Raw genomic sequence first — 22,272 nt, forward strand, 5'->3', positions numbered from 1 at the left:
AACATTTTCAGATTTGTTTTAATTTTTATTAGTAAATAAGATGCGGCCGCCCTGGATTTCAAATAGTTCAAGCTTGATCTCTTCATCAGCAGGTGTTGCAGATGAAAATTTGAGAGTGCGATATAACTTATCACAGGTTACTAAAGGAAATTCAGGCAATGTGACCCTTAACACTCGAAACTTGAGCATCAGTAACCGCGCCCAAGTTACCGTCAGAAACAACGGCCTCGGCAACGCTGGCACACTCCAAATCAACGCCGACAGAATCAGCATCACTAGCGCTGGCGGCATTACTGCAACCACTGCGATTGGCGAGGGTGGCGACATCGGTATAACCTCGAAAATCATTCAGCTACGCTCTGCCAATATTTCTGCAACTGCTGGTACACAAGGCACTTTTGGCAATGGCGGCAACATCCGCATCGACACAGACATCCTCAGTGCCTCGAACAACAGCGCCATCACAGCGAACGCATTCCGTGGGCGTGGGGGTAACATACGTATCAATACCAAGGGACTATTTATTTCCCCCAATACGCAGATTACAGCTAGTTCTCAACGAGGAATTGACGGCACAGTACAGGTCAACTTCCAAAACAGAAATCCCAGCCTTGCCAAAGTACAACCACAGGATCTCGCAAAAACACCAGAGATTGCATCAGTATGTCAGGGTCGTTCTGGTAGAGTAGCGAGTACATTTGTCAATAGCGGTACTGGGGGGCTAGCAGCTAGTTCTGACAACCAGCTAGACAAAAGTTCTACTTGGCAAAGAAATTCTGTTGGGCTTGGGTCTATTGATAATTCTGAACAATCAAAGCCATTAACAACTAGAGAACCCATAGAAATTGTAGAAGCCCAAGGTTGGATATTGAATGCTAATGGAGATGTAGTCTTGACCGCACAAGCCAATCCACCAAACCCCTACGCCCAAGTGTCTGCTTCTAAATGTCAAGAGCAACCCTCTACAGCAAAAGTATCATCTGTTACAGAAATCAGGAGGAATTGAGATCGACACGGCATACACGTAAGGGCGATCGCAATTAATCTACGGCTTTTTGTTCTTAAAGTTTTACTAGCAATAGCAATGATTCGTTTTCGATATTTTTTCAAATACCTCTTACTAGGCATTCTAGCGTTAACAATAGCCATAAGCCAGCCATGTATGATTCTAGCTGAGCAAGTAAGTAAACAAGCCCAACAGCGCCAAGCTGAAGTACTCAACCACAAGGGTCAAAGGCAACTCGATCTCGGTCAAACAGCAGAAGCTTTTGAGACTTGGCAGCAAGCTACAAAACTTTATGAACATCTTAAAGATACAGAGGGAATCACAGGAACCTTAATCAATCAGAACGTAGCTCTACAAGCTATGGGTTTACATCTTCGAGCTTGCAAGATAGTTGCCAAAGCTTTGAAATTCGATACTGAAATCTGTTCCACTTCGCTTCTTGAGCCTGCTAATTCTACGAAAAGGCTACTTGATGCAGAAATTAACAAGTTGAACCCCATACCCGTACACCTACTAGGGTTACAAAACTTAGGCAATGTATTGCGCCAGTTAGGTAAATTATCTCAATCAGAATTAGTTTTAAGAAAAACGTTATCAATTGCTCAACAATTGGATAATTTTGATATCAGTGCAATTTCGCTATCGCTCAATAATACTGGAAAATCTCTTTATCAACAGGCACGGGATAAATATAGTTGGATAGAGGAACCAGTTTTTCAAAAAGAAACTTTTAATTTTATTCAAAAACAAGCACTCAAATTGCTCAATGATTACCAGTCATTGATTAATATCCCAACAGCACCAATCGGAATCAGACTACAAGCGCAACTACAGCGTTTGAGCTTACTGTTAGACTTTCAAAAGTGGTTAACGGCAGAATCAAATTCAGGTAATACACAGTTAGCTGGAATTCAAACTCAAATCAATCAACAGATTCAGCCTTCAGTAGATAATATACTGAAAAATGCTTCTGCATTCTCTGAATTACCTACTAGCCAATCTATTTATACCAAACTAAACTTTGCCAATAGTCTTAATCAAATTCCAGACGAGGAATTATATTCAGTAGCCGTCCAATATGCAGAATCAGCTTTGCAAATAGCAAAAAGTACCAACGACGAGCGACTAATGTCGAATGCTTTCGGCGCACTGGGCAAATTAGAAAAAAAACCAGAGCGTTCGCTCTATTATCTCGAACAAGCTATGACTTTAGCTCAATCAATTCAGGCATTTGATATCGCTTATGAATGGCAGCACGAATTGGGTTTAGAGTACTACAAACAAGGAAACTATGACAAAGCTCTTAAAGCTTACAGTACTGCAATTAATAACCTGACGCAAGTTCGCGATAATCTCTTAGCAAGTAATGCAGATTTACAGTTTTCATTTTATGAGAAAGTAGAACCTGTTTATCGTGAATATATGCGATTACTGCTCTCATCACCTAACCCCAATCTAGAGTTAGTAATTCAGACGAACGAACAACTGCAAATCGCAGAACTAGAAAATTTTTTAAAATGTGGGAAAATCGATGTTGTAGCTTTAAATAAGCTTCAAAGCTTGCCTAACACAACTGCAATAATTCATATTATTGATTTAGGCGATCGCATAGAAGTAATTGCTCAATCTTCTAATCATTATATCGTTCGTAACTCTGTTGATGCTAAATCGATCGGGAGCTATGTTAATAATTTGTTAGACATCTTACAATCACCTAAATTATTTTCTATTAACAAATTATCAATTATATCGTATTATCAAAATCTATATAGCTTACTGATTGCACCCATTAAGACGCATATACCGTCGTCAGGAACGATAGTGTTTGCTTTAGATACATCTTTTCAAAGCCTGCCAATGGGTTTGCTCCATGATGGGAAAAATTATTTCATAAACCAATATAGTGTTGCAGAAACATTGGGTTCTAAAATTCGGTCACCAAAATCTTTATCTAAAAACCAATTCACAGCTTTAATCGCTGGGCTTAGTAAAGAAAGCCCTAGTTTTAATGATAAAAATGCTCCAAAAGGGTTGAAACCACTATCAGGAGTCGTAGTAGAAGTTGCAGATGTCAAAAAAGAAACTACTTCTTCAACCGTATTATTGAATGAAAATTTTACAAGTTTAGAGTTTCAAAAAGAACTAACTAAAAATGATTTTCCAATTGTTCATATCAGTACTCATGGGCAATTTAGTTCTAACTCTGATAAAACTGTATTTTTAGCTTATGATAAAGCAATTAATATATTAGAGTTTGATAGCTTACTTAAACGTAAAGTTCAGTCTAATAAAAATGCAATCGAATTATTAGTTTTAAGTGCCTGTCAAACAGCCAAAGGTAATAAGCGCTCAACCTTAGGAATCGCTGGAGTGGCAGCACAAGCTGGCGCACAGAGTGTAATTGCCAGCTTATGGTTGGTAGATGAGGGGTCTACAGCTGTACTCATGCAAGAATTCTACAAAGCGATGAAAAATGGTTTGACTAAAGCAGAGGCACTACGTCAGGCGCAATTGAGTTTGTCATCTAATTCTAAATACACTCACCCTTATTTTTGGGCTGGGTTCGTACTAGTTGGCGGCTGGTTATAAAAACTTATTATTTTTAGTCCTTCTTCTATACGAGCTAGTTCCTCTAAGTTATTAGTACTTTTTGCCAGTTGCGCTGCTAAAGTATATTCACGAAGTGCCTCTTTTGGCAACCATGCCTCTAAATACCGATCTGCTAGTACTCGGTAAAGAGTAGGGTTTCGACTTCCTGCTGCTTCTGTTGCTTTTAATGTCTCAATCGTTTCATTTAAAAGACTTCTGGACATATATACAGCATCCTTATCCCAAATTGCAGCTTCATCCAAAGGTAAGGCTAATTCATTAACCTGCTTCACCTTTTGTAAAATAACATCTTGCTCTTCTTGAGGTAAAACACTAACTACTAAAGGTTCGGAAGAAGTAATAGGAGTATCGCCAACGTTTGCAAGAACTGTAAATTTATAGGTATTGCCAAACTGCAATTGGTTTTGTTCTTTTGGATAAGGCAGTGTAGTAATGCTTTTATCTACTGTTATTTCCCAGTAAAACTCGTAACCGCTAACAATTACTGTGTAACTAGTAGCTCTAGAAACGCCATACCAAGAAATTACAGGTCTAGTACTCAACATTGAACTGCCATAAGGACTAATTAAGGTTGGTACATCTTTATCATCACCAGGGCCTTTAGAGATATAACATCTACTTGGATTAATTCCTGTACACAGCTCTACAATATTTTGTGGGATTGCACATATAGAGTTATCAAAAATGGTTTTCTGCTTAAAATATAAAAATTCTCCATTCAAGTAGCACAAAGCTTTCGCCGTCTTTCCATTAACTGGGTTAATGCGATCTCCCAGACAAAGCTGGCTTCCTGGCTTTAGGTAGCGATCTCCCATATAAACTCGACCAATCTTCTTAGTGCATACACGTTTTACTCTTTCATGGGGCTGACTTAATGCAGTGTTAGAGTTTGAAAAAAGCAAAGCTGATATAACGAACGCAAATCCAGCTTTAAAAACTTTTTTCATAGTAAGATTGGGTGAGTCCTGCATCGAATTTTATCTACAGCTACTAGTTGAAAATTAACGCTCAAAAATCTCTTGAATTAATTAGTAGGTTTTGAATTATTAATCAGGCGGTCTACTAACTGCTGCCTCCAAATATAAACCTCTGGTATATTGGATTTAGCAATCATACAAGCTTCCCACCAAAGTTTAGTTTCATTAATTTTACCCAATACTTCTTGCGTTTGAGATAGCAAACAGACAGCATCTATTCTTTCATTGTCTAAATCAATTGCTTTTTGTAAATATTTTTCTGCCTCATTATACTTTCTTTGCATCAATCTTGCCCAACCTAAATTTTTGTATAAGGTAGCTTGTATTTTGGGATCTTTAGTTTTGCTTAACCCCTCCAACGCCAGTTGAGCAGCTTGGTTATAATCTTCTTTTAGATTTTTTAACCGAGATAAATTATTAATTGCAACTACTGCATTATTGTTGAGTTTAATGGCTATTTGATATTGCTGTTGAGCTAGTTCTTCTTTTCCTTCATCATCATAAAAACTGCCTAACCTATAATATACTTCCCAATCAGGCTTGAATTTTAAAATTTGTTTATAAGCGTCAATTGCACAATTGAGTTCTCTTAATTGTCGGCAAACTATAGCCAAGCTATTATACGCACCCAAATCTCTTTCGTTATATTTTATTGCTAATTGATAATATTTTTTAGCCAATTGCAAGTTACTAATATTACGAGAAGCTTGTTCTAAATAAAATTTTGAGACAGTAAATTTAGTTGGAGGATGAATACTCGTAGCTAAATTAAAAAGATTTTTGGAACTTGGAAAATCATTCGCTATTTCTAACTTCTCTCCTTGAGAAACAAAACTATTAGCTATTGCTGGTAAAATACTTTTAAAAAAAATAAAAACTAATAAACTTATAGATGTAATTAATGCGCTAATTACAAATGTTTTAGACCTAGTTATCCTCTGAATTTTAGTTTGGAGAGGAAGCTTTTGTATCCTCTGCAAAATTATTTGAGTATTTTGAGGGCGCTGACCTGGAAAAGGAGCCATTAAATCATCAATCAAGTCAGCTAAGGGCTTATCTATATGACCTGCTTTATCTCTCCAAAGGAGTTTTCCTGTTTTCTCATCACTTTTAATATTACTTAAAGGAATACCTGTAATTAAGTAAACAAAAGTCCTACCTAGTGCATAGAAATCTGACTGCGGTACAGCTTGTCCATGAATTTGCTCTAAAGGAGAATAATAAGCTGACCGAACAGCAGTTATTTCATAACCCATACTAGTTCCTGTACTAGTTCCTCCATTAGTACTAAGTTTCGCTAAGAATGTTCTACTAATCTCTCGCGCCCCACCGAAATCAATCAGTGCTATTTTCCCATCAGGTTGATGAATAATGTTATCTGGTTTGATATCTCTATGAAAATACTCATTTCTATGTATAAAATCGAGTATATTAATTAATTGCGATAACCAGTCCAATGCGAGATCTTGCGAAATTCGCCTATATGTTTTTATCCATTGTCTTAAGTCTTCTCCTTCAAATTTCTGCATTACTAAGCAATGCATTACTAAAATATTGTCCTTTAGCGTAAAAGTAAAATAATCTTCTCTATTAGACTTAGGAATTCCAGGATGATCTAAAGTTTGTAATATAATTGATTCCCGTCGTAGTAGCTCAACTATTTTAGGATCGTCGATCCACTTTAATATTTTCATTACTCTTATTTGAGTTTTTGGATACAAAGAAGTGCCAATATCTTCAACCTCAAATATGTCTGTATAAGTGAATGGGTCTTCAGTTAAAGAACGCAACGGACGCAGTAAACGAATACGTCCATTTATTAGCAGGGGATTACCACAAGCTAAACAATGGTCAGCATCATCAGGATTTTCACGCTGCGAACAAAATGGGTTTATACAGTAGACCACAGAGGATATTACCCTGCCTCCACATAATTAGTCAACTGTGTTCGCTTACAAGTTTTATATACTAAACCAAGTGGATCTATCAAAATATACTTTTTCACCACTGGTTGTAAGCCATAGCTAATTTCTTGTTTGCTTATTCCATTACTAGTTTCAACTAATGAACGCTGCTCCAAAATCTCCATTTCTGTCATTACTTTAGAAACTGATACTTCTTTCAATTGTTCTTTTAAATACTTAAGAAGCATAGAAAATGGAACTGGAGTTGGATCTTCTGCTATCTGCTCCGCTAAATAAATCAATATTTGCCTTTGTAGTTGACTTAAAAACCCAGGATTCCCAAATTGCAAATGTAACATTAATTGAAATTGAGATCCCATTACAGTAGTTTTATACTCAAAAAACTTCTGAATACTTCCTCCAAAATAACGATTAATTTTATTAGCAACTACCTCTAATTCTGATGGATTACCGCGATAAGTTTCAATTAGCTCTTTGCATTCTTCTCCTTTCAAACCTTTTTCGTGTAACATTTCTATTGCTGCATTTAGTTCTAACCCCTGTAGCTTTAGATGCAAAATAGGCAAATTTATAGTTGTGTATACAAATTCTTTTAAAGGTACTTGGCTTGTAATAATCGTACAGCTCAAGTACTGTTCCTTTGTAATTGTATCAAAAAAATTATCGAACTCTATTTTTCTTTCAACCAACCCTGTTTGTAATAAATTTTCAAATCCATCTAATATGAGCAAGCATCTTCTAAATGCAAGCTCCTTAAAAAGCAAAGATAGTTTTACTTTAAAATTGTTTTCGTTTTCTCCTAAATTAAAAATTTTAATTAATTCTGTAACTACATCATGAATTGTCGAAAAACGTTCTATTTTCTTCCAAATAACATAATCGTATAAATCTTGATTTTCAAAAAGTATCTCTTCTACTATTTTTACAGCCAACAAGCTTTTTCCAATTCCTCCAACTCCAGTTATAGATATACAGCGTTGTTTAAAAAGCTTAATTTGATTTTTTAAAGAATTAATTTCTTCATCTCGACCATAAAAATGTTCTATTTCTGGCAATTCCCCATGAATTTTAGTCCTGCCAACTAGAGAATCATTGTCCTGGCAGGTTACTTCTAGTTTTTTGAAATAATCCTTCTTTACTACTTTGAGTAAAATATCTCTCAAGTTAGCTTTCTTTACCTTCACTCCATTACCAACAACTGTTGAAAGCATCGTCCATAATGGTGGCCCTACTTTTTGTTGCAAGTAATACATTCCATGCCCAGAAGTATGTGCAATTTCACTATAATCTTTGCCATCCCAAGCACCCCTGATAACAACTTTTTCAGCTTCTGTTAATTCTTTACCAGTAACTTTAAGTACTTGTTCTCCTAAAATTTCTAGTACTAATTCTATAGTGATGCTGTCTAATTTTATACCTTGATTCATATTTTTAGGCAGTTCTAAAACTACTACCACCTATACTTTACATTTATATATTGATTTTACCGACAACATCTAAATTGTCTAAATATTTACAAAACTTAACTTAAACTTAGATCCCGAAAATGGTTGTCTAAGGTATATGATTAAAATGCGACTTTTCTAGAAAAAATAGGTATACCGTTATGGAGAAATTTGAATTAAAAATTTAAAATTTTCCAGATACCAAATACTCTGAACTTCTGTAAAATCAAGCTAATTCAAGGGAGACATGGAGGTGAGTATATAAAAATACCAACATTTAACGAACAAAGCGCCACTAAGGAGTAGCGCTTTGTTGAACCTTTAATTTCATAGGTATTCAGAGCGGGGTTGATCTCTAAGGAACAAAAGAAGCGGTTGTTAAAGTTTGGCGACCGAGACGACCACTAAAATTGCCCTTTGAGTTTTTTCCACGCTGCCAGCTCCTATTATAGGAGTTACCGCAGAACTTTTACAAGTTGCTGTGGTAGTTTTTGGCTGTCGAAATTCATAAGTTTCTGTAAAGTTAGGTTTGATAAAGAAAGATTGCGAATTTTGTAGTTAAAAACTAGCAGTGCATATTAACGCGATCGCTTATCAGTCATCAGTTATCGGTGAGGAAAATCCTTGATAGCTGTTAACTGATAGCTTGTGGCTGATTCAACCCCCTCTGATGGTGCAAACCAACAATCAGAGGGAAAATCGTGAAAAATGAATGCTTAACGCAGATCGCTCCCGCACCGACAAAACTTTGGCAGTGGCTATCTGACAAAATTGAAACGGCAAGAATTGAGAAACAGCCAGTGGGAGTATGGCTGGAAAACCTGAGAGTGATGACGGGAGAAGCGCTCGTCATCACGAGCGAGTACTGGTCAGATTATGGGTTGCTCGTGGGTGCAAAAGAACAGTTGCTTTCACTAGTGCAAGAACTAGAACCTAATTTAGGGCTAGTGATTATCATGTCGCCCGATTTTCTTTTAACGGGCATCGTGATTCTAGAGACTGGAGAAATAATAGCCTTTACCAGAGGACTAGCTGCATCTTGGGCTTTAGGTGAGGTATATTTTGGTTTCACTGGGGAGCAGTTATGAAGAATAACTCCATATCATCCCCGCCTGAAACATTTGCTCCCCCTAACAACTTAACGAGCACAGAGTACCATGAGTTAGCAGTTGGTAGTGCCATCCACCCTGTCCTAATCGAGCGCAACTTCTTCCACATAGAAGGAGATGCAGTTTACGACTACCTATTTATCAGTGATAAAATCCCTCGAAAAAATGCAGGTCGAGTTACAGATGCATACATAAGGCAATATCAGCATTTATTACTGGGGGGAACCTGGATTCAGTCCCTTGACCCGTTCAAAAACTGGCAACCAATGGAGTGGGGGCGGCTAAAGCCCAACTTTCCGCGCTTTGATTGGGCAAAAGGTAAACCAGTTAAATATGAATCACCCCCAAAAACTCCCAACCGCGTCACCTACTTTGATATCCGCAACTGTATTTGGGACAAAATAGCAAAACGCTATTTAATTAAGCGCTATCATTCACTTTTGGCACTGCGCTTACTGGATCAACTCAATCCACTGATATTCTGGGAGTGGGTAAAGCAGCACCCAGAGATTCCAATAATATTATGCGAGGGGGAGAAGAAAGCCGCTTGCTTACTCAGTCTGGGGTTTGTAGCCATCGCACTGCCGGGAATTTGGAACGGGCGCGTGGGCAAGAAAGATTTCGATGAGCAACTCCACCCAGACTTAATGCCCTTGGCACAACCGGGACGCAAGTTCATTATCTTATTTGACTACGAAACTAAAGCTAAAACCAGGTGGTTAGTTTACCAGGCAACTGTTCGCACTGCAAAAGCAATTGAGTCTGCTGGTTGTGAATGCGAAGTTGCATTACTGCCGGGGCCAGAAAAAGGTGTTGATGATTTTGTAGTTGGTCGCACTGAAGATGCCAATGCACTAGTAACTGCAATCATAGACGATGCTAAATCACTCAAAGATTACCAGCGCTCCTATCGAGCCAAAAAATGGGGACTCTCTAAGTACAAACCGGATGTCACAGTCAATATTAAATATTTGACCCAAGCACTCTGTATTCCTGACTTATCAGAAAAATGTTCATCAGTTCAGCCGCTTTACGAAATCGAAAAAGAAAAATTATTTAGTCCCTCTATTAACGAAGCCAAGGTCAAGAAGGAATCCACTGATTCTAATGAAACTTCTAAATCGAAGAAATCCCCCAGTTTCCGTTTTCCAGAAAAAGGACTGGTTGTACTCTGGAGTGACATGGGTACGGGGAAAACCCAACTCATGCGCTGGTGGCGTGACCAAAACCCTCAAGCGCGGTTCCTCAACAACGGGCATCGAGTTAACTTGTTGAAAAATCTTGCCGAACGCTTGCAGACGGAGATCTATTCAGACTTGGGCTACACAGGTTTAGCCCAGGCCCAAGCCCTATCGATTACCATTGACAGTTTGCACAAACTCAATACCCAGGCGCTGACTTACGGTTGCATCTTTATTGATGAAGCTTGCCAGTATCTCACGCACTTACTGCACAGTAATACTTGCAAATCACATCGTGCAGCAATCCTAGAAGTCCTGGAATATATAGTATACAACGCGCCACTGGTCGTCATCGCCGACGCACACATGGATGATTTGACAGTAGACTTCTTTGTTGCAATGCGGCCAAAAGATGAAATTCCTTACATCCTCAAAAACGAATGGAGAAATGGAGATCGCACTATATATTGGTATGAAGGCAGTGATTCTAGCGCCCTAGTCGCTCAAATCTCCGCGGCGCTGATGCTTGGGCAAAAAATCATGGTTGTTAGTGATTCCAAGCGTTTCATCAAGAAACTCGACAAATCCTTTACTATTAAGTGCGAAGAATCTAACTCCTCACAATCCCATACACCTCAAAAATGGCGCATCTGGTCGGTTCATTCAGACAATTCTGGAAGTGAAGAGAATGTCGCTTTCATCAAAGATATCACCAACGCCGTCAAAAACCTCGATGCCTTGTTCACCTCTCCCAGTCTTGGAACTGGTGTCGATATCTCGGAGTATCATTTTGATTTAGTGTTTGGTGTCTTTCACGGCGTTTCTCAAACTGCTACTGAGTGCGCTCAACAACTGTACCGCTATCGTCCAAAAGTCCCATTTCATATTTGGGTGGCCCCGCGTCCTCCCTTTGGTTATAAGGATACAAACGCCAACAAGATTAAAGAACGCCTCCTCCAAACCAATGAAATGACCGCTTTTGTGTTGCGGATCGACCGAGAAACAGGCTCTCGTGGTGCTGAGAAAGATTGGGCGCTTGAAGCTTATTGTCAAATTCTTGGCAACCGTCACTATTCTCTCAATAATCTGCGTGATGATTTGCGATCGCTCCTCAGCGAAATGGGCAATACATTTATATGTGTAGGAAGCGATGACGATTATCAAGCAAGAGAAAATCTAAAAGCAGCAGCACAAGCAATAGATCGTGCCCACAATTCGGCTGTTGCCAAAGCGAACAATATTACCGCCAGTGAGTATCGCGCCCGTCAAAGCAAAGATTACCTTGACCCTAGCGAAATTTTTGAATGTGAAAAGTTTCGTATCTTTGATTCCTACGGGCTAGAGGTAACAGAATCACTTGTAGAAATGGATAAAGGCGGTCGCTTAATAGGAGCAATCGCTGAACTTGAGGCCATTTTAGCCCCAGCCGAAGAATCAATTGCTGACCCCAAAACTGGGCGAATTTATCCTACACCACCAACAATTGTCACCCAAAAAGACCGCACCGAGCGGGACAATTTACCTTTGTGCATCGACTGGGGTAATTACTCGGCACGGTGGCTGGCTAGATTTAACCTGGGGCTGCATCACATTCTCAAACGTTTAGTGAGGGGTGATGAAGTTACTGCCGATGATACTCAATTAGTTAACATGACAGCGATTGCCTTTAATTGTGCTGCTCACGTCAAAGCAATTCTTGGGTTTACCATCCCTAGTGACTGTAAACCTATTTGGTTGCTAGGAACTTTAGTCGAGCAGTTGGGGCTAAAGTTGACCTTCCGTAAGCAAGGTAAACGGGGTCAACAGGTAAAACTTTTCTCTTTATCTAAAGAGCAATTGGAATTTGCTCTCCAGGTAATTGCTCATCGTGTGGCAAAGCGCAATCAAAAAGAATTCCGCACCTATTACGCTCCCCAAACCCCTGCTGTACATAGTATAAACCCTAATCAGCATCCCGTATCCACCCCCCCCCTTAATGCTATAAGTAACTCCCATAAAGAAGGGGAGGATACTACAGATGAGAGCACTTGTGTGGAGGAGCACAGGAGCACTTGTGTTGAGGAGTTGAGGAGCAAAGAAGAAATTTGTACAAGTTCTTTCCCCTCTGCCCCCCTGTCCCCCTGCCCCTCTGCTCTCTTCACTGACAGGACTACCTTACTCCACTGCGTGGAAATACTTCGCTCCGGTATTGCCAAGGGAGTGGACGCGATTAAAGGCATTCTCAAGCGATGGCGGAGTGATTTGCGCTGGGAGACGGTGCTGGAGTTGGAGACAATCGCGGCAAATGAACTGCGACTTCTGGAGTCGGCAGTACCGGAATTTTACGCCTTGCTAAGTGAAGAAGTGTTGCCTATGAAGGGGTAATTTAACGATGAAAACCTATAGATTCATGCGTTCACCTTTTATTCAACTCAAACTCCCAAAGCGTTGCACTGCTGTACTTTGTTTTCGGAGTCGAAAAAATAGGTTATGGAAACTCGAATTTACCAAAGCTATTTTTTCTCTTGAGAAATGGGGTTAAAGCGGGACTGTAGAGGAATAAAAAAGTTCAACAATAAATAATAAAGTCCAACAATAAATAAAAAAGTTCTACAATTTCTGAATGTGCATGGTCTGGGCAGATCCAGAAAGGTAAGCTTTATGGCGAGAGGTAGGCAGGAGTGGACTCAAGCCAAGTTTGAACGCTACATCAAAGAAGGTCGCGGTCAAGGTAGTGGAGAGAAGTATAAGCCTTGGATCACTGTCTCCGATTTCCCCTCAGTGGGCAGATCGGCAAGAAGCCCTGGTTGGAAGACCAATCGAGTGCATCATTTCTTATCAGACCATGAGCGGCGACTGTTTTATCTGTTCGAGTGGTCAGATATTGTCGTAGATATCAGGGAGCAATTCCCCCTGCTCAACCTAGACTTATGTACGAGTATAGCTAGTGACATGGGAATGAAATACCCCACTGACCCAGTTAGCGGTATACCTTACGTTTTAACTACTGACTTCATGCTAACAGCCAATAAATCGGGTAAGTCAGTTCAAATTGCTCGAACAGTCAAACCATCTTCAGATTTGGAAAAAAAATCAGTAGCTGAGAAATTTGAGTTAGAAAGACGCTATTATGCTGACCAAAATATTGACTGGGGAATTGTAACAGAAAAAGAAATTCCCAGGCTTTTAGCTCTGAATATTGAGTGGATTCATTCTTCCTACTCCTTAGAAGCGACTACCGAAATGGCAGTTGAGGAACTACGAGGACTCTCAAGTATTTTAAAGTCTCGGCTCCAAAAAAGTAGTGCCACTATCAACAAAGTGACAACAGCTTTAGACAGAGAAATGAATATAGAATCTGGGACATCACTAATGCTTTTTAAGCATCTGATTGCCACCAAAGAAATATTAATGGATATGGAATCAACCAAAATATCTAGCTGTCCTTCAGTTCAAACAATTCAAAAAATTATTATTAAGTAACAAGGCATCAGAAAAAATTGAATGAATAATAATTTATTTGTCAACGACCTCATAGAATGGATAGACTCAGGCCCTCCCAACTTGATTGAGAGAGTTCTGTGGATTGATTCTGGTTATAACATTGCCTTTGTTTTTGACATAAATGCCAAGAAAGGGTTTCCCGAAGCGAAAAAAGTTTCAGAAATAAGAGTTGCAATTCATACAGAACAAGCATTGAAGCTTAAACAAGACCCTTGGGCAAGGCATTTGAGTGATGAAGATTTAACCAAGATACAAAAAGATTATAGAGAAAATGCTTGGTCACTAATTTCATCCCTGGTTGAAAAAGAACCGGACATATACTATCGTTCGTCACGGGGTTCGCTTATCAAGCAGGTTGTTGAACAATATAACCAGGGTAGAAGTGAAAATAAATTAGTCGAAAAAACAGTTTATGAATATTTGAGAAGATTCTGGCAGAGAGGGAAAAATCAAAATGCGCTTTTACCTGACTATTCAAATTGTGGAGGTCTCGGAAAGCCAAAAAAATGTGGAGAAAAGAAACGAGGAAGACCAAGAAAATATGCCCACGAACCAGAAATTGGTGTAGGGATTAATGTAACAGACGATGATCTGAAAATTTTTAGAATTTCCATAGCTAAATTTTACAACAATGACAAACAGAATTCTTTGAGGACTACTTATAAATTAATGATTAGGGAATATTATTCATCAGATATTCGTTATGACGAAAATGGGGTAAAAAAATCCCTATTAATTCCCCCCGAACTTCGACCGACATTCACTCAATTGAAATACTGGTATGAAGTAGAACTATCAGATATCAAAAAAAGCATTACAGAACGAAAGGGAGCGAAAAGATTTGCTTTGGAGCATAGAGCAATTTTAGGAACATCTAAGATGGAAACCATTGGTCCCGGTTCTAGATACCAAATTGATGCCACAATTGCAGATGTATATTTGGTTTCTAAGTACAACTCTAACTGGATTATTGGCAGACCAGTAATTTATGTAATCATTGATGTTTTCAGCCGAATGATTGTGGGGGTTTATGTTGGTTTAGAGGGGCCTTCTTGGACAGGAGCAATGATGGCTCTAGCTAATGCAGCCACAGATAAAATACAGTTTTGTCAGGAATATGGCATTAATATTTCCTCTACAGAATGGCCTTGCCACCATCTGCCAGATGCAATTTTGGGCGACCGAGGCGAACTTGCAGGGATGGCAGTAGAGACATTAATCCCAAATCTCAATGTCCGAATTGAAAATGCTGCACCTTACCGTGCTGATTGGAAGGGTTTAGTAGAGAGGTACTTCCGTACAATTCATGGTCATGTCAAACCATTTTTACCCGGTTATATAGACACAGATTTTAGACAAAGAGGGGGGCGAGACTATCGTCTTGATAGCAGAGTTAACATAGAGCAGTTTACTGAAATTATTATCCACTTAATTCGCTATCACAATAATCATCATTACCTGGCCAGTTATGATAGGGAAGAAATGATGATTACTGATAATGTAAATCCCATACCCATAGAATTATGGAAGTGGGGGATAGAAAATCGTTCTGGTAGACTCAGGACTTTTCCTGAAGATATCATCAAGCTAAATTTGATGCCAAGTAATAAAGCGACCATCACTGCTCGCGGCATCAAATTTAAGGGGATGTATTACAGTTGTGAGAAAGCATTGAAAGAATTCTGGTTTGAAAAAGCTAGAAGTAATTTGCTCTCCAAATCAGATAAATTATTAGATATTTCTTACGACTATCGCAAACCCAATTTTATCTATGTCCGCTCTCCTGATGGTAGAGATTTTGAGAAGTGCTTTCTTTTAGACCCAGAAGAGCGTTTTTCTCAGAAAAATATACATGATATTGAATATTTACTCGCTTATGAAGAGTGGCTTTATCAGAAAAATCAAGGCAATGAACTTCAAGCTTGTGTTGACTTAATAGCTGACATTGAAAGCGTTGTCAACAGAGCTAATGATTTAGCCTCTGTAACTGTTGATAATAGGGTAAGCGATACCCAAAAAGTTGCTGGGATTAGGGGAAATAGAGCTTCAGAGAAGGCTAAACGACGCGACTATGAGGGGTTCGAGTTAGCTAAGACAGAAACTCCTATTCCTGAGACAGTTATGCCGAGCAAAAATTCTGACTCTAAAGAAAATAAATCATTACAGCCTGACCATTTGGAGCTTCTGAGAAAGAAGCGCCAGGAGCATGTTAATGAACATAGAGAATGAGTGGGAATGGGTTAAAATTCCCAACGGGGAATGGGCTGCTGTTGCTAAATACAGAGACCACAAGTTGTCTGAATATAATACAAATCCAATAATTCGCTCTCTTCCTCCTATCTTTTCTAGAGAGAAATTTGTTGAGTATGTGACACGACTTCCGACGTGCAAATCTTCAGAAAGAGAACTAGAGCCTCAGTACAGATTTCACTGTATTGAGCGACTATCGAGATATTTTGACCCATTGAATAAAACCGTTGATTTACAACAGGTAGTTTGCGTATTAATTATGCAAGGTTATTTGAGGCGAAATCCTTTGCAACCAGAATATGCACTGCGTAGCGGTCAAATTTATCAGGCGGTGCTTTCTGGAGGAGGTTTTAACTTAGAGGAGTATGTAGATGTTCCCACCTCGGCATCTGGGTTGACAATCATTGGGCCGATACACTGTACCCCATGTATGCAGTCTTTATGCCTGACAGCAAATCAGCTATTTTGGGTTACATGAAAGGAGAGTTAGGAACATATATTTATAGAGGAATAGCAAGCTCGGTTTATCTGCCAAAATATTTTAGATTTTGTCCAAAATGCCTTTTTGAAGACTTGCATACATTTGGCGAGGCATATTGGCATCGACTTCACCAAACACCTGGTGTTCTTGTCTGCACAATTCATGATGTTGTCTTAAACGATAGCATTGTACCTATCTGGAATAATAAGTGGTATCAAGTTGGTATTGCTAGTTTGGAAAACTGTCCTATATCGAATGTAACGAGAAATTACAGTGAGTCCACTAAGAAGTGGTTACGCCTAATTGCATCTGATATTGAGTGGTTAATGACCTGTGACTTCAAATCGCTTCCTTCTAAGGAATTAGATTGGTTTCATATCCAATATATAGTTTTATTGATTAAGAGGAATTTAGCGACTCTAGACCGTCAGGTATATGAGCAAGGTTTACGACAGAAATTTTTGTCTTTTTATGGAAGTGAATTTCTTGAGGCTCTTGGTATAAATGTCAGTAATAACAACATAAATTTATCTAAAATTTTTCGATTACATTTGGAGGTTTTTGACCCGGTAATGCATCTGCTAATGATTAGATTTTTGAGGAATTCGCCTTCAACATTTTTGGCTCGTAAATCTAAATATAAACCTTTTGGTAAGGGTCCTTGGCTTTGTCTAAATCCTGCTTGCGAACACTATCTCCATTCTGTGGTTACGAAGTTAGTGATGCTCTTAAGCAATGATCTAAATTCGACCTATTCTTATATAAAAAATCCTATAGGCACTTTTGAGTGTGATTGCGGTTTTCAATATAGTAAGATTGGCGTGAATTTGACTAAAGTTGATAAGTTTCGATTTGAAAGAATCGTGACGTTTGGTCAATTATGGGAACAAAAATATTTGGAATTAAACGTTGTTGATAGACGAAATTTTCAGCAAGCTGCGTACAACCTTAGTTTTAATTATAGCAAGAGTCCAATGACTATGTTGCGTAAGCTAGAAGCTTTGTGGAAGTCTTTGAATGATAGTGTAGGAAAAGACTCCGGTTAATCAGACCCTATATTGTTGAACTTTTTTATTCAAAAAATCGACCTGCGCTCTTATACATTGCTAAACTGAACTCAACTGAGGACAGTTATTGTTCAACTTTATTTTTCTGGTATCTGTGATGGATAACCAAAAATTAAGGGTTGTAGCTCTCGAAATTGTTGAACTTTATTATTCCTCTACAGGGACTGCAATCGATTGGTGGGAGAATGAAGATTTAGAGATGCACTTGGCTCAAGGACAGCAGGTGTATGCTGAATCGTCATGGCAAGAGAAACGACACGGCAAATTGACTTAGTTTTAGCAGCGCCCAAGCCGTTGACAGTTCACCCTGCCGCAGTTTATTTGTCGAGTTTGACATCAGGTTCACGGCGGACGATGGAGAAATCACTAAATGTCATCGCCCGAATGCTGACGGCTCCAGTTGAGAGTGATGCATTGTCATTGGATTGGTCAAAGTTGCGCTACCAGCACACGGCGGCAATTCGCTCAGTGTTGATGGAACAGTATGCCCCTGCGACTGTCAACCGGATGCTTTGTGCCTTACGGCGGGTGTTGCAAGAAGCCCATCACTTGGGGTTAATCACTACTGATGATTATGCAACAGCAATAAATCTCAAAAGTGTACGGGGGGATTCACCTTTAAGAGGACGACTGTTAAAACCGAGTGAAATTGCTGCACTTTTGAACGATTGCAAAAACGACCTCACGCCAATTGGGAAAAGAGATGCAGCACTAATTGCGATTCTGAGTGGCTCTGGTCTACGTCGGTCGGAGTTCGTAGCATTAGACACGGTGGATTACAAGACAGAAGATAGTTCTTTGCTTGTACGCAAGGGTAAGGGGCGGAAGGCGAGGACAGTGTATTTGCCTTCAGGGGCGGTAGCAGCTTTAGAAGATTGGCTTGTAGAGAGAGGTAATGCGCCTGGAGCGTTAATTTGTCCTGTACGGCGAGGTGGTCATATAAAGATTGGGCGAATGACTGACCAAGCGGTGATGACGATTCTTCGCAAACGGGCGAGTTGTGCTCACGTAGCTGCTTTTAGCCCACATGATTTTCGGCGCACGTTTATTACTAATCTGCTTGCTGCTGGTGTTGATGTTTTGACAGTGAGCCGACTGGCAGGACACGCCGATCCAGCAACCACCGCAAAATATGATTTGCGCTCTGAGGAATTTAAGCGCCAAGCTGTTCAATTGTTGCACGTTCCTTACGGGGAATAAGCCAATCTGCGATCGGCAGCAGCGACTAATACCAATTGAATTCGTGAAATGGTATAAGACCCTTACCAGTAATAAAAGCAACAGCCGTATCAATAATATTTTGACAGATGGTTGATGCTGGAATTGCTACGGGGTGATGTCTATATTTATTTGTCAATTCGCGCCCGTTGTCAAAAATGAATTTTCTTCAACTGAAGCGATCGCCTGAGCCTGGGCGCTTGAGCTATCACACAGAAACTTGTGTAAAATACAGAGCAACACACGGGTAAAACTTCTGCCAATGCTCGATTACGTCAGTGCAGGGATCGCATTTTACATCACAATGCTTCCAGTACAAGAGTGGATATTGGAATCCCGCCTTGGTTATCTTGGTCGCTACTGGACCCTGATAAGTATTGCTGGCTTATTCATTGGCTTCTTGCTCTGTGCGCTGATATTTGTGCCATTGATTATTAATATGGCACTAGATCCGTTCAGATATCCAGATCGTATTGTAATGAGCGCGAGCGCTGCGGTGATTTTTGGTGCAATACTCTGGCTGGGACAGTGGCTGATGCTCCGACAGACTCAGATGACACCAAGAATTTTTGCTCCGATCAATACAGTAGTTGGAATTTCTGTCTTCTCTGTGCTGGTGTGGTTCAATCAAAAAAGTTTGCAGTGGAGCGGTGGCCCGATTCAAGGCTGGAAAACCGGACTGATCTTTCTAGCCGGTGGAACAGTTACTGGAGCCGCGACGGGTAAAGCATTAGATTTCTACTGTGGACGAGTCGAGCAGCGATTAATCAAACTTGAGAGGGAAAGGGTAGAGCAAGAAACCCAAGACAGAGAAAGGTTTGAAAAGGAAAAGAAGCAGCAAGAAATTCTAGAAACAGAAATCGCACACAGGAAAAGAATACAGCCAGAAGCGGATCTTGAAGAAGAACGTTTGTGGTACGAACAACATGGTCAAGATTATGCAGATTATGAAAATGAGGATGAGGATGAAGAATAGCACGGTTTTTGGCTTTCTCTGTTCCACAATTGTCCAGTTAGCACCATACTAGAATAAATTTTTTCTGTATATACATTTTCTGTACCACGTCTACACACACTGTTCACTTCTATGAGTCCGGTGGAAGTCAAGCGTTACAATGCTTTCTATACAATTGGCTTCAAGCGTATGTACACAATAAAGAAAATCGTTACTGGGAGGGCTATTTTGCCAGTAATAAGATTCTATACAGTTGCTCCAAACACCTATAAATACGTGAAAAATCTGACCTCACGTGGTAAACTGTCTATACCAGGGCTAAAGGGTACAAATATGACAAACGTAGAACGTGAATCGATTAACTTCCGATTACCGAAAACCCTGGTTAAAGCACTTCGCCTTGCTGCACGAAAACGTAAAACAACCGCTACAGAATTGGTAATTCAAGGTCTACAGCAGATTTTAGACGATGTGCCAGGTACAAAAGAAAGTGTAGAAAATCGTTTACAGAAACTTGAAGAAGATTTTCTCCGGTTACAAGCTAATATTGAAAACCTTTCTCTGGAAAGAGAAAGCAACATTTCTGCCAAGGTAGAAGAACTATTCTTAAAGCTGGCACGATTTGAAGGGGTATTGTTACAAATGCAAAATACCATCAACACATCAAGGTCACGCAGCAAACCATCAAGTGCTTACCCCTATCAAACGAGTGCACCAGTCAAGCTTGAACCCCGTAATGCAGAACAATTAGCCTCGCGTTTTGGCACTAGCGCGTCCACCATCGAAGAAAAACGTGCAACTTTGCGCCAAAAGGACTTTGAACGCTGGACACAAGACCGCGATTTGGGTAATCGTTCGTGGCGATTTAACGAGAACGACGGGCTTTATCATCCAGTTTATTAAACAAGTCGCAAGTCGCAAGTCGCAAGTCGCAAGTCGCAAGTCGGAAGTTGGAAGTTGGAAGTCGGAAGTACAGTTTTGTAATGGGTGCTACACCGACCACAAAACTGATCGGTTATGGAACCAGGGGACTTAAACCCACCCAATTTGGTTAACAAAACAAGACTAAAAAACACGTGCTTGCTGATATGCCACTCGATATTTTGGCACTCCAGCGGGAGCAACGCGATGGTCTTTTGCCGACCATTGGTCGGCATTTTGTTTCAATTATTTACAAGCGATCGCCTGTTGACAAGAATCAGAGAATCCACCGCGCTTGAGTACAAATGACATTCTTATTTGAGTTGGCAGCTTGCGGTAAGTTCTACATTGAAGAAAGTTCCTGGGGAGATCCATAAAAATAAATCCCCAGCCTTATTAAAACGAATAACCGACTACGCCCACGATCTACCCACGAAGGCTGGGGATTTATTTACTGGTAAGTGCCCTGGCTGGGGTTTAATTGAACGCAACTGCTGGATAAAAGCATTAAATCTGGTATTAGTTATGCCAAAGCCAGCTTCAGCACAAGCAGACAAACCTCCTTCGATGGGAAAAGTATTACTTACACATAATAAATGCCATCTGAATAATTTAATGTATCGTTTATATCCTCATTACTCAAGCCATAACGGTGTGTAATAAAAGTAGGTTTCCTTGGCGATCGCCACTATGGGAACGATTCAGTCGGTGTTTCATCTACCTGGGCGGCAAGCAGAGGGGTTTTTGGAATCGCTATTCATACTCATGGGGATTGAGCTAACAGTCCCTGATCACTCTACCCTATCTCGTCGTTTAACCAAGTTGTCAGTAGAACTGCCAGTTATACCAAAGGATAAAGCTGTTCATGTTGTGGTGGATTCGACTGGGGTAAAAGTTTATGGTGAAGGTGAATGGAAAGTCCGCACACATGGGGTTGGTAAACGACGGACATGGCGCAAGTTGCATTTAGGAGTTGATGAGAACAGTGGTGAAATTCTAGGTGCGGTGGTAACTACTAATGATATGGCTGATTGTGAAGTGCTAACAGACATATTAGAGCAGATTGATCAGCCGATAGAGCATTAAGCATTCAACAGATCGTGCCAGAGGACGTTGCATTAATGGAAGCTCTATTAGCGACCTTTGGTGAGGCATTCGATGAGGTGGAGACCTATGGAAATCCCCCTAGCGCAGACTACCTGCGGCAACTGCTCGATAGTGACTACTTCATTGCGATCGCCGCATTGAAAGAAGGTGAGGTCGTTGGCGGTCTTACTGCCTACGAGCTTAAAAAGTTTGAGCAGGAGCGCAGTGAGTGTTAAAGCAAGGTGGAGGTGTCATAGTCAATAATGCTTCTATTCTTGGACTGGTTGGTTTGCCTAATGCTTCCGTTTACGTTGCTAGCAAGCATGGTGTTATTGGTTTAACTAAATCACTAACTTTAGAACACGCTAAAGACAATATCCGGGTTAATTGCGTATGCCCTGGAGGAATTGAAACAGATATGCTAACTCGTGGTCTTGATGAAGAAGGTAAAATTCAGTTTGCATCTTTACATCCTATTGGTCGATTGGGTAAACCAGAAGAAATAGCGGGACTTAAACAAAAAATAGGATCAAAAATGAGTATAATGCTTGACTAGCA

19 protein-coding genes and 1 pseudogene are annotated in these 22,272 nt (G+C 39.9%); 17 read left to right on the forward strand and 3 right to left on the reverse strand.

Translation table 11 applies throughout. From position 1 onward, the window contains the following. Nucleotides 1-160: 160 nt before the first annotated feature. A complete protein-coding gene (locus RMY63_RS37815; protein ID WP_322733592.1) occupies nucleotides 161-1,006 on the forward strand; it encodes a hypothetical protein in 846 nt (281 codons plus the stop codon). A gap of 156 nt (nucleotides 1,007-1,162) precedes the next feature. After that, complete coding sequence (locus RMY63_RS37820; protein ID WP_322733593.1) at nucleotides 1,163-3,595, forward strand: CHAT domain-containing protein; 2,433 nt, start codon at nucleotides 1,163-1,165, stop codon at nucleotides 3,593-3,595. On the opposite strand, the gene RMY63_RS37825 is transcribed toward RMY63_RS37820, so the two are convergent. From RMY63_RS37825 to RMY63_RS37835, 3 genes are all read right to left on the reverse strand, one after another. Continuing rightward, nucleotides 3,553-4,563 (reverse strand): hypothetical protein, encoded by a 1,011-nt coding sequence (locus RMY63_RS37825; protein WP_322733594.1) that lies wholly within the window; start codon nucleotides 4,561-4,563, stop codon nucleotides 3,553-3,555. The two genes, RMY63_RS37820 and RMY63_RS37825, sit on opposite strands and share 43 nt — an antisense overlap. A 77-nt stretch (nucleotides 4,564-4,640) precedes the next feature. After that, the gene (locus RMY63_RS37830) at nucleotides 4,641-6,500 is read right to left on the reverse strand and encodes a protein kinase domain-containing protein (RefSeq protein ID WP_322733595.1); all 1,860 of its coding nucleotides are present in this window, start codon (nucleotides 6,498-6,500) and stop codon (nucleotides 4,641-4,643) included. A gap of 8 nt (nucleotides 6,501-6,508) precedes the next feature. Continuing rightward, nucleotides 6,509-7,975 (reverse strand): NB-ARC domain-containing protein, encoded by a 1,467-nt coding sequence (locus RMY63_RS37835; protein WP_322733596.1) that lies wholly within the window; start codon nucleotides 7,973-7,975, stop codon nucleotides 6,509-6,511. 689 nt (nucleotides 7,976-8,664) lie between these two features. On the opposite strand from RMY63_RS37835, the gene RMY63_RS37840 reads away from it, so the two are divergent. The 15 genes and pseudogenes from RMY63_RS37840 (at nucleotide 8,665) to RMY63_RS37910 (ending at nucleotide 22,270) form a co-directional block, all read left to right on the forward strand. Next, nucleotides 8,665-9,051: a hypothetical protein gene (locus tag RMY63_RS37840; RefSeq protein WP_322733597.1), complete on the forward strand. Its 387-nt coding sequence runs from the start codon at nucleotides 8,665-8,667 to the stop codon at nucleotides 9,049-9,051. Next, nucleotides 9,048-12,617, forward strand: coding sequence for a plasmid replication protein, CyRepA1 family (locus tag RMY63_RS37845; RefSeq protein WP_322733598.1), 3,570 nt, complete (start codon nucleotides 9,048-9,050; stop codon nucleotides 12,615-12,617). The genes RMY63_RS37840 and RMY63_RS37845 overlap by 4 nt, the downstream gene beginning before the upstream one ends. Nucleotides 12,618-12,893: 276 nt before the next feature. Next, a complete protein-coding gene (locus RMY63_RS37850) occupies nucleotides 12,894-13,715 on the forward strand; it encodes a TnsA endonuclease C-terminal domain-containing protein (RefSeq protein WP_322733599.1) in 822 nt (273 codons plus the stop codon). A 21-nt stretch (nucleotides 13,716-13,736) separates the two neighbouring features. After that, nucleotides 13,737-15,965, forward strand: coding sequence for a Mu transposase C-terminal domain-containing protein (locus tag RMY63_RS37855; protein WP_322733600.1), 2,229 nt, complete (start codon nucleotides 13,737-13,739; stop codon nucleotides 15,963-15,965). Then, nucleotides 15,949-16,464, forward strand: a complete 516-nt coding sequence (locus RMY63_RS37860) for a hypothetical protein (protein WP_322733601.1) — start codon at nucleotides 15,949-15,951, stop codon at nucleotides 16,462-16,464. Before RMY63_RS37855 ends, RMY63_RS37860 begins: the two co-directional genes overlap by 17 nt. Further along, nucleotides 16,428-17,513, forward strand: a complete 1,086-nt coding sequence (locus tag RMY63_RS37865) for a TnsD family Tn7-like transposition protein (protein WP_322733602.1) — start codon at nucleotides 16,428-16,430, stop codon at nucleotides 17,511-17,513. Before RMY63_RS37860 ends, RMY63_RS37865 begins: the two co-directional genes overlap by 37 nt. 118 nt (nucleotides 17,514-17,631) lie before the next feature. After that, nucleotides 17,632-17,808, forward strand: coding sequence for a hypothetical protein (locus RMY63_RS37870; RefSeq protein WP_322733603.1), 177 nt, complete (start codon nucleotides 17,632-17,634; stop codon nucleotides 17,806-17,808). Then, entirely contained in the window at nucleotides 17,775-18,734 is a 960-nt protein-coding gene (locus RMY63_RS37875) for a tyrosine-type recombinase/integrase (protein WP_322733604.1), read from the forward strand. The genes RMY63_RS37870 and RMY63_RS37875 overlap by 34 nt, the downstream gene beginning before the upstream one ends. A 496-nt stretch (nucleotides 18,735-19,230) precedes the next feature. Beyond that, the gene (locus tag RMY63_RS37880) at nucleotides 19,231-19,728 is read left to right on the forward strand and encodes a hypothetical protein (RefSeq protein WP_322733605.1); all 498 of its coding nucleotides are present in this window, start codon (nucleotides 19,231-19,233) and stop codon (nucleotides 19,726-19,728) included. A 312-nt stretch (nucleotides 19,729-20,040) separates the two neighbouring features. Continuing rightward, nucleotides 20,041-20,610: a hypothetical protein gene (locus tag RMY63_RS37885; RefSeq protein ID WP_322733606.1), complete on the forward strand. Its 570-nt coding sequence runs from the start codon at nucleotides 20,041-20,043 to the stop codon at nucleotides 20,608-20,610. 185 nt (nucleotides 20,611-20,795) lie between these two features. Next, nucleotides 20,796-20,927 carry a hypothetical protein gene (locus RMY63_RS37890; protein ID WP_322733607.1) on the forward strand — a complete coding sequence of 44 codons (132 nt, stop codon included), beginning with the start codon at nucleotides 20,796-20,798 and terminating at the stop codon, nucleotides 20,925-20,927. A gap of 19 nt (nucleotides 20,928-20,946) precedes the next feature. Further along, entirely contained in the window at nucleotides 20,947-21,288 is a 342-nt protein-coding gene (locus RMY63_RS37895) for a hypothetical protein (RefSeq protein WP_322733608.1), read from the forward strand. 18 nt (nucleotides 21,289-21,306) lie between these two features. Next, nucleotides 21,307-21,708, forward strand: a pseudogene (locus RMY63_RS37900) (IS5 family transposase); the annotation flags it as partial. Between the two features lie 41 nt (nucleotides 21,709-21,749). Continuing rightward, entirely contained in the window at nucleotides 21,750-21,950 is a 201-nt protein-coding gene (locus RMY63_RS37905) for a hypothetical protein (RefSeq protein WP_322733609.1), read from the forward strand. After that, entirely contained in the window at nucleotides 21,944-22,270 is a 327-nt protein-coding gene (locus tag RMY63_RS37910; protein ID WP_322733610.1) for an SDR family oxidoreductase, read from the forward strand. Before RMY63_RS37905 ends, RMY63_RS37910 begins: the two co-directional genes overlap by 7 nt. Nucleotides 22,271-22,272 lie beyond the last annotated feature (2 nt).

The organism is Nostoc sp. ChiQUE01b (assembly GCF_034531255.1).
Taxonomy (GTDB): Bacteria; Cyanobacteriota; Cyanobacteriia; order Cyanobacteriales; family Nostocaceae; genus Nostoc.

Bases quoted from the DNA above. Each gene is read 5' to 3' on its own strand.
- RMY63_RS37820 (WP_322733593.1), top strand. From the start codon at position 1,163: ATGATTCTAGCTGAGCAAGTAAGTAAACAAGCCCAACAGCGCCAAGCT.
- RMY63_RS37825 (WP_322733594.1), bottom strand. From the start codon at position 4,563: ATGAAAAAAGTTTTTAAAGCTGGATTTGCGTTCGTTATATCAGCTTTG.
- RMY63_RS37845 (WP_322733598.1), top strand. From the start codon at position 9,048: ATGAAGAATAACTCCATATCATCCCCGCCTGAAACATTTGCTCCCCCT.
- RMY63_RS37850 (WP_322733599.1), top strand. From the start codon at position 12,894: ATGGCGAGAGGTAGGCAGGAGTGGACTCAAGCCAAGTTTGAACGCTAC.
- RMY63_RS37855 (WP_322733600.1), top strand. From the start codon at position 13,737: ATGAATAATAATTTATTTGTCAACGACCTCATAGAATGGATAGACTCA.
- RMY63_RS37860 (WP_322733601.1), top strand. From the start codon at position 15,949: ATGAACATAGAGAATGAGTGGGAATGGGTTAAAATTCCCAACGGGGAA.
- RMY63_RS37865 (WP_322733602.1), top strand. From the start codon at position 16,428: ATGCCTGACAGCAAATCAGCTATTTTGGGTTACATGAAAGGAGAGTTA.
- RMY63_RS37870 (WP_322733603.1), top strand. From the start codon at position 17,632: ATGGATAACCAAAAATTAAGGGTTGTAGCTCTCGAAATTGTTGAACTT.
- RMY63_RS37875 (WP_322733604.1), top strand. From the start codon at position 17,775: ATGGCAAGAGAAACGACACGGCAAATTGACTTAGTTTTAGCAGCGCCC.
- RMY63_RS37880 (WP_322733605.1), top strand. From the start codon at position 19,231: ATGAGCGCGAGCGCTGCGGTGATTTTTGGTGCAATACTCTGGCTGGGA.
- RMY63_RS37885 (WP_322733606.1), top strand. From the start codon at position 20,041: ATGACAAACGTAGAACGTGAATCGATTAACTTCCGATTACCGAAAACC.
- RMY63_RS37890 (WP_322733607.1), top strand. From the start codon at position 20,796: ATGCCACTCGATATTTTGGCACTCCAGCGGGAGCAACGCGATGGTCTT.
- RMY63_RS37905 (WP_322733609.1), top strand. From the start codon at position 21,750: ATGGAAGCTCTATTAGCGACCTTTGGTGAGGCATTCGATGAGGTGGAG.